The 16,276-nt window shown below is 46.6% G+C and carries 14 protein-coding genes; 6 read left to right on the top strand and 8 right to left on the bottom strand.

What is annotated here, in order from left to right:
- Positions 1-20: 20 nt before the first annotated feature.
- A complete protein-coding gene (locus tag RIB93_RS13765) occupies positions 21-509 on the top strand; it encodes a hypothetical protein (RefSeq protein WP_446373324.1) in 489 nt (162 codons plus the stop codon).
- A 403-nt stretch (positions 510-912) separates the two neighbouring features.
- Here RIB93_RS13765 and RIB93_RS13760 read toward each other — a convergent pair whose 3' ends face one another.
- The 4 genes from RIB93_RS13760 to RIB93_RS13745 all read right to left on the bottom strand — a co-directional run bounded on the left by RIB93_RS13760 (position 913) and on the right by RIB93_RS13745 (position 5,729).
- On the bottom strand, positions 913-1,575 hold the full coding sequence (locus RIB93_RS13760; RefSeq protein WP_446373323.1) for an HAD-IA family hydrolase: 663 nt from the start codon (positions 1,573-1,575) through the stop codon (positions 913-915).
- 158 nt (positions 1,576-1,733) lie between these two features.
- A complete protein-coding gene (locus RIB93_RS13755) occupies positions 1,734-2,933 on the bottom strand; it encodes an NAD(P)/FAD-dependent oxidoreductase (protein WP_446373322.1) in 1,200 nt (399 codons plus the stop codon).
- 94 nt (positions 2,934-3,027) lie between these two features.
- Positions 3,028-3,498: a YlqD family protein gene (locus tag RIB93_RS13750; RefSeq protein WP_006099879.1), complete on the bottom strand. Its 471-nt coding sequence runs from the start codon at positions 3,496-3,498 to the stop codon at positions 3,028-3,030.
- A 197-nt stretch (positions 3,499-3,695) separates the two neighbouring features.
- A complete protein-coding gene (locus RIB93_RS13745) occupies positions 3,696-5,729 on the bottom strand; it encodes an AMP-dependent synthetase/ligase (RefSeq protein ID WP_446373321.1) in 2,034 nt (677 codons plus the stop codon).
- A gap of 258 nt (positions 5,730-5,987) precedes the next feature.
- On the opposite strand from RIB93_RS13745, the gene RIB93_RS13740 reads away from it, so the two are divergent.
- The gene (locus tag RIB93_RS13740) at positions 5,988-7,079 is read left to right on the top strand and encodes a response regulator transcription factor (protein ID WP_446373320.1); all 1,092 of its coding nucleotides are present in this window, start codon (positions 5,988-5,990) and stop codon (positions 7,077-7,079) included.
- A 267-nt stretch (positions 7,080-7,346) separates the two neighbouring features.
- Here the strand turns inward: RIB93_RS13740 and RIB93_RS13735 are convergent, their stop codons facing one another.
- A complete protein-coding gene (locus RIB93_RS13735) occupies positions 7,347-7,826 on the bottom strand; it encodes a BON domain-containing protein (RefSeq protein ID WP_446373319.1) in 480 nt (159 codons plus the stop codon).
- A gap of 183 nt (positions 7,827-8,009) precedes the next feature.
- Positions 8,010-11,117 carry an MFS transporter gene (locus RIB93_RS13730; protein ID WP_446373318.1) on the bottom strand — a complete coding sequence of 1,036 codons (3,108 nt, stop codon included), beginning with the start codon at positions 11,115-11,117 and terminating at the stop codon, positions 8,010-8,012.
- A 288-nt stretch (positions 11,118-11,405) separates the two neighbouring features.
- Here RIB93_RS13730 and RIB93_RS13725 point away from each other — a divergent pair, with 288 nt between their 5' ends.
- Positions 11,406-11,990 carry a TIGR04376 family protein gene (locus tag RIB93_RS13725; RefSeq protein ID WP_446373317.1) on the top strand — a complete coding sequence of 195 codons (585 nt, stop codon included), beginning with the start codon at positions 11,406-11,408 and terminating at the stop codon, positions 11,988-11,990.
- A gap of 284 nt (positions 11,991-12,274) precedes the next feature.
- Here the strand turns inward: RIB93_RS13725 and RIB93_RS13720 are convergent, their stop codons facing one another.
- Positions 12,275-12,601, bottom strand: a complete 327-nt coding sequence (locus RIB93_RS13720; RefSeq protein ID WP_446373316.1) for a hypothetical protein — start codon at positions 12,599-12,601, stop codon at positions 12,275-12,277.
- A 42-nt stretch (positions 12,602-12,643) separates the two neighbouring features.
- Here RIB93_RS13720 and RIB93_RS13715 point away from each other — a divergent pair, with 42 nt between their 5' ends.
- A complete protein-coding gene (locus RIB93_RS13715; protein ID WP_446373315.1) occupies positions 12,644-13,039 on the top strand; it encodes a PPC domain-containing DNA-binding protein in 396 nt (131 codons plus the stop codon).
- A gap of 144 nt (positions 13,040-13,183) precedes the next feature.
- Here the strand turns inward: RIB93_RS13715 and RIB93_RS13710 are convergent, their stop codons facing one another.
- Positions 13,184-13,393 carry a hypothetical protein gene (locus tag RIB93_RS13710; protein WP_446339977.1) on the bottom strand — a complete coding sequence of 70 codons (210 nt, stop codon included), beginning with the start codon at positions 13,391-13,393 and terminating at the stop codon, positions 13,184-13,186.
- A gap of 410 nt (positions 13,394-13,803) precedes the next feature.
- Between RIB93_RS13710 and RIB93_RS13705 the strand changes: the two genes are divergently transcribed.
- The gene (locus tag RIB93_RS13705) at positions 13,804-15,573 is read left to right on the top strand and encodes an ABC transporter ATP-binding protein (protein ID WP_446373314.1); all 1,770 of its coding nucleotides are present in this window, start codon (positions 13,804-13,806) and stop codon (positions 15,571-15,573) included.
- Positions 15,574-15,648: 75 nt separating this feature from the next.
- On the top strand, positions 15,649-16,077 hold the full coding sequence (ccmS, locus tag RIB93_RS13700) for a beta-carboxysome assembly chaperone CcmS (protein WP_446373313.1): 429 nt from the start codon (positions 15,649-15,651) through the stop codon (positions 16,075-16,077).
- Positions 16,078-16,276 lie beyond the last annotated feature (199 nt).

Here is a 16,276-nt window from a genome sequence, read left to right as displayed (position 1 = left end):
GCATATCCCTCCAACAACTCTTGGATGGCATCACATTATCCGGTCCTGGGATTAATGTGGAGAATGATCAGACACCGTTCGATTTATTTACGAACCAGTCTAGTGGCGCTTCTGAAAACACTTTACTTTTCGAGATCGCTGGTTTTGCCCCTGAAAACGTGTTTGGTATTTATAAAGCAGATAACCCCAGTTTCCGAGTTCCGATCTTTATTGGAGACAATGACCTAGGAGATGCAGCCAGCGTATTCTTCTTAGCTGATAACAGCGTCGGTGTTAGCACTTTGGCATTCCCACCTGAAGTCCCACCTGTAGCTGATCCTAACTTCCAAATCTACGAAGATTTTGGCAACATGTTTGGTTATTACCTGACAAATCCACTAGGCGAAACCTTCTTCAGCGAGGATCGGCTCAACACAAATAACGCGGCTCAGGGTCTCATTTTTCAGGGCGATGATCAAACAGTACTACAGGCGTCGGGACGTCAACCAGGTGTATTTAGGGGCTGCTGAATAAGTCTTGTGGTGAGGGGGAGCTGGGGAAGCTGGGGACGCTGGGGTAGCTGGGGGAGAAAGGGTACATTTTAACTGAGCAAGGTGAAGCCATACTTATGAAGGATGCTACCCCATTTTCTTGCACTTTATCCACTGTCAATATGGCTCAAAGTATTGATAGCTAAGGGTTTCGGCTTTGTGCAGCAAGCCCTATTTAGCGACAATGAATTCATCATTGCTTTCGAGGATAAACTTGTTGGGGGTCTATAGTCTTCTTCCGCAAGATCCCCGACTTCTCCAAGAAGTCGGGGATCTATATACACCTGGTTGGTAGGGGCGGGTTTGACTACTAACATTTTTTGTCACCTAAATGTGACTAAACCCGCCCTGACGAATGACGAATGACATAAACAAATGACGATTAAATCTCAGCCATATCTTGGGAACGCTCCAACCAAATCGCTCTCAATCCCGCCGCTTTAGCCCCCTGATAATCCTCCCGCAAACTATCACCAATATGCCATGCTTGTGAAGGTTCACACTCATAGTTCTGTAAGGCGCGAGTAAAAATTTGGGGATCAGGTTTAGCCACCCCTGCTTCTGTAGAAATGGTGATTGAACTGAAAAATTCATCCAGATTCAGGGCTTTTAGCACTAAGTAAAGGCGAGAATCAAAATTTGACAAAACACCTAGCTTAATATCAACTCGCCGCCACGCCTCCAGCGCTGGGATAACGTCTGGATAAATAAACCAGGGTTCGGCTGTGGCAAAGTGGGTGTAAAGGTGGTCAAAAAAATCGGTAAAGTCGGCAAACTGTTCCAGAACACCGACTTTTTGGAACGTGCGAAGGGCAATCACGCGCCACCATTCAAATTCACATTGAGGAATCTCTTGAGAGTCTGTGTCGGGAAAAACTAAGGGATCAGTCGCAGCAAAAGCCTGGAAAAAGGCATCGTTAACCAGTTTCGGTGGTACATTCACATTAAACTGGCGAGCGATCGCACTGTAAACCTGACCGACACTTCCGCGCACCCCAAATAATGTACCGACGGCATCGAGTAAAATGACTTTGGGATTGGTCATTTGTCATTCGTTATTTGTCATTTGTCTTATTGTTCTCCCACTTGATCGGGGCGGGTTTAGTTCAATTAAGGGTTTTCTCCTCAATGTTATCGGTAAAACCCGCCCCTACATCCCTCGTGCGCTATGCCCTCTTTCCAAAGTGAAGAGTCAAAATGTTCTTACCCCTCATGTTTTAGCAGATTCAATAAAGGTTGTGCCATCCAATTTAAACCAACTTTGAGCTGATGGTCTAGGGTGGGCATACGATAAAGATAGGCAAGACGCCGCGCTAGGTGGGCGAAGACCCCATCAAGTTTTAATCCTAACCCAGTCAGTGTCGCGTTGTCTGTCCCTAATGTCATCATCTCGCCTAAATGCTGGTAGCGGAAGGGGAGTAAGGGACGCCCGGTTAGAGATGCCCAAATATTCCAAGCAGCGTAATCGGCTTGCTGGAAGGCAGATTGAGCCGTATTGGGGACTTGTTGACCGGTGATGTCTCGACAATCGGCTAGATCCCCTAAAGCATAAAGTTCGGGATGATCCACCACTTGTAGGGTTGGGGTGATCATGAGTTGACCCCGGTGGTTTTGTTTAAAGGGGAGCGATCGCACGACGGGGGCGACTGTGGTGCCAACAGTCCATAACACGATATCAACCGGAATGGTATCTACCTGTCCTTTGTAAAGTAGAGAAATAGTATCGGCGCTGATCGCCTCTACTGAGGTGTCTAGGTCAATCCATACCTTTCGCTCATTTAAAGCCTGTTGTGAGGCTTCACGGTTAAATTCGGGAGAGGTTTTCAGAATCATCTCACCCTGTTCAATTAACCGGATGCGTCCGCGTTCTCCTAACCGTTCAGCGAGTTTGCAGGCGAGTTCCACGCCACTATATCCACCACCGACAACCGCGACACGGATTTTTTCCGTATCAGATTCTTCGAGAATCCGTAACCGTTCTTCTAAACGATAAGCATCTGCGATCGCCCGAAAGGGAATGGCATGTTCAGCCACACCGGGGACGCTTTCCATCGGTGTAACTCCACCTAAGGATAAGACTAGGCGATCGTAAGCAAACTCTACGCCATCCTGCAATTGTACCCGCTGTTGCTCACTATCAATCCCCATCACCGTCGCTTGGGTGAAGCGTACCCCAGTATTTGCCAGGAGTTCTTCAAAGGGTGGGGCAATTTCCCAGGTTTGCAGTTCACCTGTCAGGAGTTCGTACAGCAGGGGCATAAATACGAAGCGATCGCTTTGATCAACGAGTATAATTTCTGGCTGCTGTGACGTTTCCCAAGGGAGTTGGCTTAAGCGCAGGGCAGTATAAAGCCCCCCAAAGCCTCCACCGAGAATACATAATCGGGTTGTTTGGTCACTCATTATTGAATGGGCGGATTATCCGTGGTAGGGGAACTTCCTTCCAGGATAGCAAGAGGCAGTGTAGAGACGTAGCATGCTACGTCTCTACACCACGTTAGATATCGCCGCGAATTTCTTCGACTACACCATCTCGTAGGAGAATTTCGACCTGCATTTTGCGAACCAGGTTATCTCCGGCTTCAACGCGGAAGAAGCTTTCGATCTGACCTTGATTGACTTCTTGGTCAAGTTCGAGCATCTGTACCTGTTGAAGTTGCTGGAGTTGCTGGTTTTTTTGCTCTAGCAGCTCACTTTTCTTTTGATTGACCTGCAATTGAATACTTTCGATTTGCTGCTTGACTTGAGGACCCGGAGGATTCACACTTTGCTTTTGAATTTCCGCGATCGCCCGTTGCCCTTGCATGTCCAACTGTTGAAGTTGAGAGTCCAGTTGGTTAATTTGTCCCTGGAGTTGTTGTTGTACCTCCTCCTTCCAGCGGGGTGTGACAATGGCTTTAATATTAACCGGTCGCTTCAAGAGTAGGTTGGATTGAGATTCTTTGGATTGAGATTCTTCTGTAGGCATATAGGTATTTCTCAGTAGGTCGTTCCTTTCTGACTTCAATACGGCAGTTTGGGCAATGGCGTGGGACTTATTGCCTCCCCCAATCCCCCACCGCAAGTTAAAAAGGTAAGGGTTAATCCGACTAACAGGATAACCCAAAGTTTAGGGGCATAATCATGTTAAGAGCCACAGGCAACTTGCCAGCAGACTCTTTCACCCTATTTCCCCGCAATAGGGGCGAACATCCCGTTAATGATATCGCGATATCGTTGAGTAACAACGAGTCGCCGGATTTTCAGTGTTTGAGTCATCATGCCATTTTCTATGGAAAAGGGTTCTAAAATCAGCGCAAATTGACCAATTCGATCATCAGGGCGATAGCCCGGTCGATTTTTGACTTCCCGGTTCAATTCTTGCCGGAATAGGTTCTGCACCTCTTTACTTTTCAGCTCAATACCCGTCCGGAACGACTCGCTGTCCTCGTTCGTATCGGAGTTGGGCAAGTTTAGGGTAACATTTTCAGCGGCTGCCCACTGTTGCAGGGCGTCTAGATTCGGCACAATTAACGCACCGAGCGATCGCTGATCTTGACCCACTAGCATAATTTGTTCGATATAGGGACTTCGCAGACAGGCATCTTCAATCGGTTGCGGCTCGATATTTTCGCCGTTGGTCAATACGATGGTATCTTTTGCCCGTCCTGTCAAGACTAAATCATGGTTGGGCGTCACCCATCCTAAATCTCCGGTATCAAACCATCCCTCGGAGTCAATGGCTTTTGCCGTTGCCTCTGGGTTTTTATAATACCCTTGCATCACTTGGGGTCCTTTGACCAAAACTAACCCCTGTTCGCCTGTGGGTAAGGGTTTCCGGGTTTCGGGATCAACAATGCGAATCTGGGTTCCGGGCATGGGAAGTCCGGAGGAACGGCGCAGATTCCGTTCCATCCGGCGAACGTTCGTCACAGGAGAGGTTTCGGTGAGTCCATACCCCACCAGAATCTCAATCCCGGCAATTTCAAAGAAGTTTTCTAAATGCATTGCCAGGGAACCCCCACCACTGATAATGGTTTTGATTTGACCCCCGGTTGCCGCCCGCACGGTTTGATAAATGAGTTTGTCGGCTAATTTATGGGCGGGTAATAGGAGTGAGGCTTGGATGCTGGCGCTAAGACGTTCTAGGGGACTAGGATTAAGCTGGTTCAAGTCTAACCCTTGAGCGATTCGCCGCGCTTTAATATAACGCTGACTGATATCCAGTAAGGTGAACACTAATTTTTGCTTGTTCGGTGGTTGCTCCCGAAACTGCTTTTGCACCCCATCATAAATCGATTCCCACAGCCGAGGAACGCCGATCATGTAGATGGGTTTAAAGGCTTTGAGATCGGCTTTGACATGGCGAATCGTGGTGTAAATTTGGGTACATCCTTGGGAGAGGAGGAAGTATTCAACGGTGCGTTCGTAGACATGCCACGTCGGTAAAATACTTAAGACGCGATCGCCCGGTTTGGGTTGGAGGACGATACCAAATGTAGTCACTTGATGCAACAGGTTACCATGGGTTAACATCACACCCTTGGGTTTCCCGGTGGTGCCGGAGGTGTACATTAAGGTGGCGAGGGTTTGACGGGTCGTCTGAATCGGTTGTAGAGTTGCGTTTGAACCCAGACTCATCACCTCAGAGAAATTAAGCACCTTGAGTTTGTCTTCAGCAGGTGGTTCTTCATCGGAGAGTAGGATCACAAACTGAATCGGCAACTCGTCAAGATGAGGTTTGAGTTTGGTCAGTGTCTTGGTATCTTCGACAACTAAAGCAATGCTACCACTGTGTTCTAAGATATACCGCAATTCTTTGGGATCAGCTTGGGCGCTACGAACCACATTTGCCGCCCCAGCTGTCATGATCCCCTGATCCGCAATCAGCCAACGGGGGCTGTTATCGGCAATTAAGGCGATACGGGGAGGAAGTTCCGAGGACTCTTGTTCCGCTTGGATCACCGGATTATCAAACAGGGTTTGTAATCCCGCCGCCAATTGTTGAATCTGGCGCACCAACTGAGTGTACGTGAAGATCACCTCGGGTTGGGTGTGAGGATCTCTGAGGGCAATAATCTGTCCAAATCGCTGCGCCGCGATCGACCAAATTTCTGGCAGAGACTGGATAGAGGAGTAGTCAACTAAGGAGTGGAGCAGGTTACGCTCCTGGGGACTCATCGACAACGACATAGAATTAGTTGGTTTTGTGTTTAACATCTATTACAATCGCTTACAATCGCTGGTTTTTTTACCATACTCTTTTGAAGTGAGGCAGAATAGGGGTTTCAGGTGGACAGAATCTCTTCTGTCTGCCATTATCGCGTCTTCCTATCCCCCATCTTTCCACCTCCTGAAAAATTGTCACAAATGATGTAGGCAAGGCGTGGGTTTCAATAGGGGAGGAATTTCCTGCTTAAAAATCGGGGGATATTACAGGAAGATTCAGGATCATCTATTGCACAAAAGGGAAAAAAAATGAAACTTTTGGTTATTGAGGACAATCAAACTTTAGCCAAAACCATTGTGGCAGGGTTAACTCAACAAAATTATGTTGTTGATCTGGCGTATGATGGCGAGACAGGATTGGACAATGCTTTAGCCTATAACTATGATTTGATTCTGCTTGATATTAATTTGCCTCATCTGGATAGTATTAGTCTTTGTCGCCGTTTAAGACAAGCGGGAAATACCAGTCCAATTGTTCTACTGAGTGCATCAGCTGCAACGCAAGATATGGTGGCGGGATTAGATGCAGGCGCTGATGATTATATTATTAAACCCTGTCCTGTTGAGGGGCTAGCGGCTCGAGTTCGGGCATTACTCAGACGTAACCGGGATGCTAGTACACCAACGTTGCAATGGGGAAACTTGGAAATCGATCCGAGTACTTGTGAAGTAACCTGTCAGGGACAACCCTTGCGTCTATCTCCCAAAGAATATGGTCTTTTATATTTGTTAATGTCCTCTCCAACCCGGATATTTAGTCAAGATTATATTATCGAAAAACTTTGGACGTTTGGAGATCTACCAAACCGGGAAACGGTTAAGGCACATGTTAAAGGATTACGACGCAAGCTCAAAAAAGCGGGTGCAAGTGACATTATTGAAACTGTGTATGGGTTCGGCTATCGTTTGAAGGATCTCTGTGAACTGCAAACGGCGTCCTCTAAGCTTAACCCCATTCTGGAAAGGTTTGTGGCAATGCGCCAGATGGAGTATTTGATCCTTAATCCCGATTTAACGATTCGCGAGATTTCTGATCAGGCTCACCAGTTTTGTGATTTTCCCGAAAAATTAACCATTGGCAAATCGGTCTGCATTAGTTTTCCAGAGTTGATTGGTTTAGACGATATATTATTGGATATTTTGGCAGGAAAAACAGAAGATTTTAGGCTCGAAGGTGTGGCGCGTTCTCATAATCCGCAGCGACCGGAGTATATTGATATTTATAGTATGAATGTTGATAATCAGTTATTTATCCTACTTGAAGATGTATCTCCGGAAATGAGCTGGAGACAAACCGTTACTCAACAAGAAAATGAAACCTATCTTTTATTGGGATTTTAATCTGAATGTCCCGTTTTATCAGACGCCCTTTATAGGTTGGACTCTGGGAACGTAGGCTCTCACCTTATCGTACTCGCCTAGGAGAACCCGAAGGGTAGAGTAACCTAACCAGCGTGGGTTAGTCTGTTGGGTTTCGCTTACGCTCAAAAGGGGTTTACTGACTTGCAATCTGCTATAAAAAATTGGTCTTGTGGGATAGAACAAGACCAATTTAAGACAGAAAAACTCCGTTTGAGATTAACGGAATATTTGTTCATTTAAGATTGATTAAGAGGGAATATCTTCCAGGGCTAAATCGAAAGTAATCTCGTGAACACCAGGAATATCTTTGATCTTTTCAACGATCTTACGAGCCGTTGCTTGGTCTTTAACCGTTCCGGTGAGTCGAACCGCACCACTCGAAACGCCAGCAACTAGGTTCTCAGAAATATCGGATTCAATTTTATCCTGAATCTGAGAATCAGTGAGTTCCTTTCCACCTCGGCTCGATTCAACATATTCAATGCCTTGATACTGACTCCCTGCTGCAGAGGTGGTCACCTTTTCATTATTGGTTTGTTGACTGCTTTGAGAGGAATCAACAGCAGCTTGCGGGGGGGCAGCGAAAGCAGGAAAAGCACTATTAAATGTAAAGATGGCAACACCCAGCAGCATCATCGCTGAGCGAAACAGGCGATTCGGCTTCACGAGAACAAGGCTGGCGATCGCCAAGGTAGCGATGATCATTAATAAATTGATCATATCCATAGTTATCATTTTCTCCGTACACTACAGCTAACATTACCGACTGCTGCGAAAACAGGCGTCATTCTACAGTCATAAATTACTTTTCTATCCAAAGATAGATACGAAATTAAGGAAACCGGGATATGGAAAACCCCTGGAGACGCGCCCTGACGTAGAGACGTTGCATGCAACGTCTCTACATCTTCAAGCAACACCTAAAGCGCCTGCACCTGCGGAAGCTAACGCGGAAACCAGCGCTGTGCCAAAGAGCCACCAAGCAGCCGTCGCAGCGGCTTTGCGAGTTTCTTCGGCTTGGCGTTGTGTTTGATGCTTGACCTGTTCTAGGCGCAGTTGGGCTTGTTGTTGAATCCGTTCTGCCCGTTGTAGCAAACGAGTGCGAACCTGCTCAATTTGACCAATCATCCGATTAGCATCGGCTTCGGAGATATCATCACGGGAACTGATAATCGCGACTAGGGTATCCCGATCAAACTGAGACAAGCGATCGCGGAGTGCATCAAACCCAGCTTCTGGGTCATCAAACAACGTCCGCACATCTTGCTTGATGCCATCATAATTCAGTTCAGGACGTTCTAAGCTATTCAGGTAGTCGCGAATGCGCTCAAAAATACCGTCAATAATCGACTGGATGCGATATTGCACCGTCCGAATTTGGGCGATCGCTTGGTCGCGCACCTTGAGGATTTGATCGGCAATCTGGTTAACATCCTCTTCTGAGATATCCTCCCGTTGGGATAACAACGCCACCAATGTCGAGCGATCAAAGTGGGACAAGCGTTCTTGTAGACTCGACATCCCAGAACCGGGTTCACTCAGCAGTAGTTGCATATCCCGCTTAATTCCTTCGGGATTCAGTTCCTCTTTACCCGTCGAACGTAAGTAATCCTCAAAAGCGGCTTGGAAATCTTGGGCGGTTTCCTGAGTGCGTAGCGCCCAGCGTCGGGGGGCTTTGGCGATACGGCGCAGGGTAGAAAACACTTGCTCAATGATCTGATTAACCTCTTGTTCACTCAGATCATCTCGTTGGGCGAGTAACTGTACCAGGGTATCGCGATCCATTGAGGCTAACCGCTTTCTGATTAAGCGGGTTCCATGCTGTGGATCATCCAGCAGTTTGGTCAAATCACGCTGAATCCCGTCTGGATTGAGTTCTGGCTTCCCGGTGTTCCGCAGATATTCAGCGATCGCGGACATGGTTTTGTCGTATTGCTCTTTTGTTGTATCTGCCATTTTTTGGGGGATACTGCGAACACGAGTCCACGTCCGTTCAACCTGATCGATAGTTTGGTTAATTTGGCTTTCACTCAGATCTTGACGCTGATTTAACAGTTGTACCAACGTATCCCGGTCAAAGCGTTCAGCGCGTTTACGCAGCAGCAGCCATCCCGCTTGAGGTTCATCTAAGAGTAATTTGAGTTCCTGTTCAATGGCTTGAGGATTCAGTTGATCTTTACCCGTGTTACTCAAAACAGACTGAACCTTCATCCACTGGGCTTCAACTTTTGCCTTCAGCGCCTCTTGGGTTTCTCTGGCTGTATCCAAAACGCGATCGCGGGCTTTTTCCATCTCAACGATTACCGCTTCCCCTTCAATCGGGGTTAAATCTTGGCGTTGTTCGACCAACCGCTCAAATAATGGACGATCAAACTGAGCCAGACGATTGCTCAGGTGTTCATAATCTGCATCTGGATCATGGAGAATCTCCCTAATATTCAGTTGAATCTTCTCAGGCGTGAGTGCTTCCTTGGGCGTGGATAGGAAATATTGCTCCATCGCGGCTAATAGTGCGATCGCCTCACCTCGTTCTCTAGCTGCGATCGCTACAGATAATACCTCTAAGCGAATAATATCCAACCAGGTCGCAATTTCTCTGATCCGTTCTTCAGTAAAAACACCCCGTTGTGCCAACAAATCAGCAAAATCTGACCGATTGAGCTGCTCTAATTCCTGTACCACACTGGCAGGGTCAGCTTCTGGATCATAGAGTACATCTCGGAATTCCCGCTCCAATGTAGGTCGATGCATCTGCCAAGAATATTTATTGAGCAGATAATTTTCCACATCGGCTCGCACCGTACTGTAGGATTCATCCTGAGTCCCACCACGGATCTGAGCGGAAACTTGACCAACCTGTTCAGTAACTTGGCTTCTTGCGTTTTTAAGCTGACCGACAATTTTCTCCATATCTAAGTCTGATATATCCACACGTCCCATCACCATGCCCATCAGACTATGTATACCTGTGGATGCAGCTTGAGCCAGAGGTCCTGGATTTTGGGCTTTGCGGCGCTTGCGTACTTCTGTGACTAAATCATCGAGCTTCTCGGTAAACTCATCACTAACGAGCTGATCCGGCGTAGCGGACTGAAGGTACTCCCTAAATTCTGCCATAGCATCTCTAGAAGAAGGCAACCGATTCACCGTTTTCTTCCAGACGGCTTCAAGTTGGTCAACAATTCGATTCACATCCCGTGGCGGTAAATCGCTGCGGCTACTTACTAAATCAATAAATGTCTGCCGATTAATATCACGCAGGCTGTCACTACCAGCAATTTCTTGTAAATTTGGGTCATTGATTAAGTCTTCTAATTCCGTCCGAATCTTTTGCAGATTCAGTTCTGGAGGTCGTATCGCCTGAATATAATCTTCTAAGTTCTCGCGAATCGTCTCCGGGTCAATTGCAGAACCCAGTTCTCGACGTACCGCCGCCGCCGTTGCTTCTGCGGTTTGCACCACCTCTTTTTGGACGGCGCTACCGCCAATTGCGGCTGTGGCGGTGCCTAAAATGGCTTGAAAACCAGAGGTAGCGGTACTAATTACTGATCCGATCAAAGAACCAACCGTTGTTGAACTGACCCAAACAAGTAACGAAAAGTACGTTGCCCAAATCACCAACCCGACAATCGCACCCAAGCCTGGATCATTTAGTAGGCTTAATTCTATGGCAAATAGACAGGCAAAAAATAGCGCCAAGGTTACGCTGATTAACGTTGCTAATCCTAATGCTGTACCAACCTTGCGAATTGTCCCCTGCACCGTCTCTGAGGATTTCTGATTTGACGATGATGAGTCTGAGCCTCCAGCAAAGGAAATTCCCAACGCCACACCCAGATTGGTTAAGAGCATCTGGAACGCAAACGCTAAAACCACACCGGCAATCAATGTGGTAAAAAATTGGGGTCCGTCAAAAATCAGCGCGGCATCTTCGACGGTATCGAGTTCTGGCTCTATCGGTATCTGTGCTACCCAAGTTACCCAACTCATGAGTCCTAGTCCCACACTCTCAACCATAATGTTCTTCCTCGTTGTTTCGGTTGTGTTAACGATGACCGGAATAGGATTACCTACTCAAAGGCAAATCCTCCTGTCTTTCTGTCAGAATCGTTGTCTAAAGGCTTAAAATCATCTCCCCAAGGGGTGAAATCCATGGGCAAATTGCAAATTTATGCCCACCGATAGAGTAATTTGCAAATTGGTTTTGAGTTTTGAGTTATCTCCCTCATCTTTCCCAGCTCCCTGACATCCAAAGGATGAGGTAGCATATTAGCGAAGCGCACGGGTATTAGGAGTCAGTCAGAAGTGGGTTTATTTGAGGATCTCAATCGCTTTCTGGAAAATCGCCTAGATGAATTTCTCCGCAACAATCCCCATTTAGAGTTACAGGCACTCGAAGAACAGTTACGGGAACAAGAAGAAGACACACTAAAGCTCATTGCTGACTTGCAACTTCAGCAAAAGCGCCTACAGGAGGAAATATTAGGAGTTGCCCAAGAGATTCAGCGTTGGCACGAACGGATGAATAAGGCTCAATCGAAAGGCAGACCTGATTTAGCCCAAGCCGCTCAACAACGAGAAGCTACGCTTTTGCATCAAGGGAATCAACTCTGGGGCAAGATGGAAGGGGTTAAACAGCGAATTGCTCAGACTAAAGCATTACAGCGTCAGATTCAAACCCGCCGCAATGAAGTTCATACCAAAGCCAGAGAAGCAGAAGCTGCCCGCACTCAAGCCCAAGCTCAATCTCAATCTCAGTGGCAGAAATCGGCTTGGAACCAGAGTTCAAACTACAACATTGGAGCAGGTGTAGACCCCTTAGAGACTCAATTTCAGCGCTGGGAGACTGATGAAGAGTTGGATCAAATGAAACGAAATATGGGGCGCTGAGGGGTTTCCCTCCCATTAGATATCGGTAACATAGATAATAGAAGTTGTAGGGGCGACCCGCCGCATTTAATTGACACCACCCAACCTTTAATTTGATCGGGTCGCCCCCAGCCCGGTATCGGTAATTATCTAACACCACGTACATTTGCAATTGGGCGAGTCGATATAGGTTAATTCTTACACAGCCTACTATGTGCAGCGACTCGCCCCTACACTCGCCCCTACACTCGCCCCTACACTCGCCCCTACAACTGAGATGATTCCGAGAATCCCGACAATCTTGATCATGGATTCCCTGATGAACGGCGAGGAATCGTAAAGGAAATCGAACGAGGCGGTTTAGGTAGTGATGTGGATGATGATGGATTAAGCACCGTCGAGTTAGATGCTGGATTGGCACTCTCCACCGAGGGAGACTGAGTTTGATGGCTTGAGAGTTGTCTGGGTTGTAGAGAAATAGACCAACCTGGCGATTTACCGTAGTTAGACGCGATCGCGAGTAACGCTCCTGCCAAAATGAATACTGGCATGGGTAGGATAAAATCGCTCATCCACTGGGACAATTCTATTAGGCTAAATACTACCACAAAGGTGGTAATTACAACTCTCATCGCTCTGACTTAAAACTAGCGCTGCCGCCATCATCATACACCATGCAAATTTTTGCGATTCGCTTAAAACCAAATGACGATTTAAAGGCAAGTTTAGGGCATTTCGTCAAACAGCACCAGATTGAAGCTGGGTTTATGATTACGGCTGTGGGTAGCCTCAAACAAGCCACCCTGCGCTTTGCAGGTCAAAATTATGCTCAAGCCTTCAAGCGGCGCTTCGAGATTGTTTCCCTCGTTGGCACTCTGTCAATCCATGGTATCCACTTACACATTGCTCTGTCGGATAAAAAAGGAAAGACAATCGGAGGGCATCTTCTAGAGGGATGTATCATCTATACGACGGCTGAAATTATTATGGGCGTCAGCGATGATTTAATCTTTTTGAGAACGATGGATGAAACGACGGGATATAAAGAGCTAGACATCAAACTTAAATAAACTTTACTGTACGACCAGCCGAAATTTGTATTCCTCAAATCCAGCCAAATCACTCTATCACAGTCGTTTAGGATCATAAACTCAAAACGGATGAGCTTCACGCTCACTCAGATAGTCACTGAAAGCCGATTGAAAAATAAAAAACTATCCTTCACCTAGAATTAGCTGAAGCGTTCGATGCGCTTCTTGTAGGGTTTGGAGTTCGGAATTAAACTTCCATAAATAGGGTTTAACTCTATTACCCCCCACAATAGCAGGTTCCCAAGCCGTCAATTGCCATCCTTGCTCAGTTGCAGTCAGGCAATAATCAATTCGGGGAGGAATAATCGAGGGGTTGGCGTTAGTAATCATCATTGCTTGCTCGTAATACCCTGTAAGTGGTCAAAAAATTTGTGATTGAGGGTAAGGAAGCGATCGCCTATAGCTTACTGGTGATGCCCTGAGTCCTATCAATCATCATGCCACCCCTTTCTGGAGATGGTAAGCCTTACCCGCAATCTTTATCGAAATATCATAATTAAATTGGAACAAAACACGAGGTTATGGGGGGTTGCCGAAGTCTCTGTGAAATTGAGCTTCATACAACCTTCACATAACTCGGTCAAGTAAATATACTTATCTTACGGATTCTCAGAAAATAGGCAAGAGGGGAGATGGGGGAGTTATCAGTTATCAGTGAGCAGTTATCAGTTATCAGGAGATGGGGGTGATGGGGAAGATGGGGGAGATATGACGAATGACAAATGACAAATGACAAATGACAAATGACAAATGACAAATCACCACTCAAACGCCTATTTGCCTACGGTCATAACTATCGCACGGAAATCAGGCAGGCGATCGCGTGTTCGATTCTGAATAAAATCTTTGACTTAGCGCCACCCGCTTTAATTGGTGCGGCGGTGGATGTGGTGGTTCAGAAAGAAGATTCTCTCATCGCCCAACTCGGCGTCACTGATATCTTCACTCAACTGTTGATTCTGGCGGGGCTGAGTCTGATCATCTGGGGATTAGAATCCCTGTTTGAATATGCCTACAGCCGACTCTGGCGCAATCTGGCACAGACGATTCAGCATGATTTGCGCTTAGATGCTTACGCCCACTTACAATCGTTAGACTTGGCTTATTTTGAGGATAGGAGTACGGGTCGGTTGATGTCGATTCTCAACGATGATATCAACCAACTGGAACGCTTTCTAGATGTTGGCGCGAATGAAATTCTCCAGGTATCTACAACCGTTGTGATTATTGGTGTCGCCTTCTTAATTCTGGCACCTGGCGTGGCTTGGATGGCGCTTCTACCCATGCCGTTTATTCTCTGGGGTTCCATCGCTTTTCAGCGCCGCCTTGCCCCCCGTTATGCTGAGGTTCGGGAAAAGGTGAGTTTACTCAATGGGCAATTGGCAAATAATTTGACCGGAATCACCACAATTAAAAGCTTTACGGCGGAAGCGTATGAAATCCAGCGCATCAGCGCCCAAAGTGAAGCCTATCGCCAAAGTAACCGTCGCGCGATCGCACTCTCGGCGGCGTTTGTGCCATTAATTCGTATCCTCATCTTATTGGGCTTTATCGGAATTCTTATCTATGGGGGGATGGAAGCCGTAGCTGGGAGATTAGCCGTCGGTACCTATAGCGTGTTAGTATTTCTCACGCAACGCTTACTGTGGCCCCTCACCCGATTAGGACAAACCCTTGATCTCTATCAACGAGCGATGGCGTCTACAACCAGGGTGATGAATTTGTTAGATACACCGATTACGATGCATTCAGGCGAGATTTCCTTACCTGTAACTCAGGTGCGGGGTGAATTAGCGTTAAAAAATATTACCTTTTCCTACCAGGGACGCCATCCTGTGATAAAAAATCTTTCCCTGCATATTCCAGCGGGAAAAACCATTGCCATTGTCGGTGCGACGGGTTCCGGGAAAAGTACCCTAGTCAAGTTATTATTGAGACTCTATGAAGTCCAAGACGGAACCATAACCCTAGATGGAATTGACCTGCGTCAGCTTCAGTTAGCTGATTTACGCCAAGCCATTGGTTTAGTTAGCCAAGATGTATTTTTGTTTCATGGCACAGTGCGGGAAAATATTACTTATGGTAGTTTTAATGTCACGCTATCTGAGGTAGAAGCCGCCGCCGAAATTGCCGAAGCCGATGAATTTATCTGCCAACTCCCCCAAAGCTACGACACAATTATCGGGGAGAGAGGACAAAAGTTATCCGGTGGACAACAGCAGCGACTAGCAATTGCCCGTGCTATCTTAAAAAATCCCCCGGTGCTGATCCTCGATGAAGCCACCTCCGCCGTGGATAATGAGACAGAAGCCGCCATTCAGCGATCGCTAGAGAAGATTACCCAAAACCGAACCACGATCGCGATCGCTCATCGCTTGTCTACAGTACGCAATGCTGATTGTATTTATGTTATGGATAAAGGTAAATTAGTTGAACAAGGCACCCATGAAGAATTACTGGCACAACAAGCTATTTATGCGATGCTTTGGCGTGTTCAGTCTGGTGTTAAATAAGTCATTAGTCATTAGTCATTAGTCATTAGTCATTAGTCATTAGTCATTAGTCATTGGGGATTGTCAACCATGATTATGTTCAGTAAACCTCAGCCGAATAAGCCAGAGAAGCAGTGGAAAGTTAAGCTAAATCAGTTTGCTAAAAAACATAGTAAGGAACTGGCGGCGCTGTCATGGGGACTCTTTCTAGAGAAGGGCGAAAGCGACGAAACGATAGGAATTGACCTGAAACCTAGACCCCATTTTGTCTATTGTCCCAAAGCAGCGCTGGAAAAACTGAATCAAAAGGTTGAGAACTATCTTCAGGAAATGATAGGTATTGTCAATGCTCACCAACCGGATAAAGAAGTTTTAATGATTGGAATTGGTAATGACCAAATTAAATTAATTCATTTTGAACCGGAATCTCCGCCTCCAGTGTGTTTTGAGGAACTGGGTAAAGATGTAGATACTTTACTCGGAGAGTTAGAACAGCGTTTGAGTGAATTTGGTATTCGTCCTTAGTTGTCATTCGTCATTTGTCTTTTGTCATTTGTCCTTTGTTGAAAACTGCTTGCACTCTGTCGGGGCGGGTTTAGGGATATCAGGGTCAAAACCAAACGTTAGCGGTAAAACCCGCCCCTACAATAGACGTTCCAATTGCTTCCCCATCTCCCTCATCTGACACACCGAGCGTGTTACCGAGCGTGTTACTGAGCGAAGC

Origin of the sequence: Coleofasciculus sp. D1-CHI-01, from assembly GCF_040218875.1 — a bacterium.
GTDB lineage: Bacteria > Cyanobacteriota > Cyanobacteriia > Cyanobacteriales > Coleofasciculaceae > Coleofasciculus.
Note: the sequence above shows the minus strand (reverse complement) of the source record. Positions and strands in the feature narration are given on the sequence as shown.

Bases quoted from the DNA above. Each gene is read 5' to 3' on its own strand.
- RIB93_RS13730 (WP_446373318.1), bottom strand. From the start codon at position 11,117: ATGGTTGAGAGTGTGGGACTAGGACTCATGAGTTGGGTAACTTGGGTA.
- RIB93_RS13705 (WP_446373314.1), top strand. From the start codon at position 13,804: ATGACAAATGACAAATCACCACTCAAACGCCTATTTGCCTACGGTCAT.
- ccmS (WP_446373313.1), top strand. From the start codon at position 15,649: ATGTTCAGTAAACCTCAGCCGAATAAGCCAGAGAAGCAGTGGAAAGTT.
- RIB93_RS13740 (WP_446373320.1), top strand. From the start codon at position 5,988: ATGAAACTTTTGGTTATTGAGGACAATCAAACTTTAGCCAAAACCATT.
- RIB93_RS13750 (WP_006099879.1), bottom strand. From the start codon at position 3,498: ATGCCTACAGAAGAATCTCAATCCAAAGAATCTCAATCCAACCTACTC.
- RIB93_RS13735 (WP_446373319.1), bottom strand. From the start codon at position 7,826: ATGGATATGATCAATTTATTAATGATCATCGCTACCTTGGCGATCGCC.
- RIB93_RS13710 (WP_446339977.1), bottom strand. From the start codon at position 13,393: ATGATGATTACTAACGCCAACCCCTCGATTATTCCTCCCCGAATTGAT.
- RIB93_RS13720 (WP_446373316.1), bottom strand. From the start codon at position 12,601: ATGAGAGTTGTAATTACCACCTTTGTGGTAGTATTTAGCCTAATAGAA.
- RIB93_RS13715 (WP_446373315.1), top strand. From the start codon at position 12,644: ATGCAAATTTTTGCGATTCGCTTAAAACCAAATGACGATTTAAAGGCA.
- RIB93_RS13745 (WP_446373321.1), bottom strand. From the start codon at position 5,729: ATGTTAAACACAAAACCAACTAATTCTATGTCGTTGTCGATGAGTCCC.
- RIB93_RS13755 (WP_446373322.1), bottom strand. From the start codon at position 2,933: ATGAGTGACCAAACAACCCGATTATGTATTCTCGGTGGAGGCTTTGGG.
- RIB93_RS13760 (WP_446373323.1), bottom strand. From the start codon at position 1,575: ATGACCAATCCCAAAGTCATTTTACTCGATGCCGTCGGTACATTATTT.